A 2,046-nucleotide genomic window follows, 5' to 3' on the forward strand; every position below is an offset into this window, starting at 1 on the left:
TAAANNNATCAAATTTATCAAATTTCATAATTTTAGATTCCTATAATTTCTATTTTAAATATATTTTATAGGAATTTTAAAATAACTAGGTTATGCAAGAAGTCTATTGATACAGTTATTCCTAAGCTTGATTATAATGCTGAAATTCTTTGAGTGTTTAATACTATCGAAACTTTAAAAACTTATTTACGAGAGTTTACTAATATTATTAACATAATTAAAATTCAATTGAAAATCAGATATTGAGCAAGAAATTAATCAATTAAAACAACAAATAAAAAAATATCAAGATAATTTAGATTTAATACGTAATCGTTCGCATTCTAATAACAATTTTAATGTGTTAACAGATTGTAGTAATTATGGGTTTTTAACTGCTAGTGTTTTAGGAATTTCAGCGGGTCTTTCCTTATTATTTCCCCCTCTTGCCGCCACTATTGCCTTTCTTAGCGCTATTTCAGCTGAAATTACTAGTACAATTGCTTCAACATGTAGTATTCTTGAATAAAATAAAGTTGTTTTTTATTTTTTTATTGTTATAATTAATTAGGCATTTATTCTACTATTTAGAATATGCTTAAATGTGGTAGTAATGGTAACATTACGTTTGGACCACAGCGAGAATTTAATTAAAAGGAGGAAATTGCTCGTGGCAAGAATTACAAGAATTGCAAAATTAGAATTTCAAGCAGGACAAGCAAAACCAGGGCCAGAATTAGCTTCATTAGGAATTAATATGCCTCAATTTTGTACACAGTTTAATGATGCAACAAAAGAACGAATGGGTGATGTTGTTCCAGTTGTTATTACTGCTTTTGATGATAAGACATTTAAATTTGAATTAAAAACAACACCAGCAGCGATTTTATTAAAAAAAGCAACAAAAATCCAAAAGGGATCAGCAAAGGCAAAAGATGAAAAGGTAGCAACAATTTCAGCTGATGAAGTTCGCAAAATTGCGGAATATAAACTTGTTGATTTAAACGCAAATGATGTTGAAGCAGCAACGCATATTATTGAAGGAACTGCTCGTAATATGGGGATTGTTGTTGAAGGTATGCCAAGTAAGAAGGAGAAAAACTAAGAATGGCAAAATTTGGTAAAAAATATAATAAAGTTGCTGAATTAGTTGATAAAAATAAGGTATACCCAATTGCAGAAGCAATTGAATTAGCAAAACAAATTGCAACAACAAAATTTGACTCAACCGTTGAAGTTGCCTTTAATTTAAACGTTGATCCACGTCATGCTGACCAACAAATTCGTGGAGCTGTTGTGTTACCAAAAGGAACAGGAAAAACACAACGAATCTTAGTTTTAACAAATAGCAAGGAAGCTGATGCTAAAGCAGCAGGTGCTGATTTTGTTGGTGGTAAAGATTTAATTGAAAAAATTCAAAAAGAAAACTGATTTGATTATGATGTTATTATCGCAACACCAGATATTATGGCAGAATTAGGAAAAATTGGAAAATTATTAGGGCCAAAAGGATTAATGCCAAACCCTAAAACAGGAACAGTTACTCCAGATGTTATTAAAGCAATTGGTGATGTTAAAAAAGGAAAAGTTGAATATCGTGTTGATAAAAATGGAAACATTCATTCAATTATTGGAAAAGCATCATTTAAAGTTGAAGATTTAAAAGCTAATTATGATGTAATTTATGAAACAATTCGTAAGGCAAAACCAGCGGCTGTTAAGGGAGCATATATTAAAAATATTGCTATCACAACAACAATGGGACCAGGAATTAAAGTTTTAATTGAATTATAAAAAAGGAAAAAAGATTAACAATTGTTAATCTTTTTCTTTTTTGTTTCTTTTTAGTTCTTAACGAAAATAATGCTAGATAACTAACTAAAGTTGAAACGCCATAAATTCCAATGCCTGAAAAGAGTACTAATAATGGTGCTAAAACTGGATGAAGATAGAGGTTTAAAATTTTGCTTTAATTTTGTCGAAAACTCTTGATATTTATAAAATATACCTAAAATTAGGTATATTTTTAATATATGGAGGTAAATAATTAATGAAAAAAATAATWAC

At 28.8% G+C, this 2,046-nt stretch carries 3 protein-coding genes; all 3 read left to right on the forward strand.

The window, feature by feature from the left end; genetic code table 4:
• Positions 1 to 340 precede the first annotated feature (340 nt).
• The 3 genes from EHV01_RS05025 (at position 341) to rplA (ending at position 1,773) form a co-directional block, all read left to right on the forward strand.
• Positions 341 to 508: a hypothetical protein gene (locus EHV01_RS05025; protein WP_422066498.1), complete on the forward strand. Its 168-nt coding sequence runs from the start codon at positions 341 to 343 to the stop codon at positions 506 to 508.
• 84 nt (positions 509 to 592) lie between these two features.
• Entirely contained in the window at positions 593 to 1,084 is a 492-nt protein-coding gene (gene rplK, locus EHV01_RS05030) for a 50S ribosomal protein L11 (protein WP_422066499.1), read from the forward strand.
• Between the two features lie 2 nt (positions 1,085 to 1,086).
• A complete protein-coding gene (gene rplA, locus EHV01_RS05035; RefSeq protein WP_422066500.1) occupies positions 1,087 to 1,773 on the forward strand; it encodes a 50S ribosomal protein L1 in 687 nt (228 codons plus the stop codon).
• The last annotated feature ends 273 nt before the right edge of the window (positions 1,774 to 2,046 follow it).

It is taken from the genome of Spiroplasma sp. hy2 (assembly GCF_044714365.1).
Taxonomy (GTDB): domain Bacteria; phylum Bacillota_I; class Bacilli_A; order Mycoplasmatales; family Mycoplasmataceae; genus Spiroplasma; species Spiroplasma phoeniceum.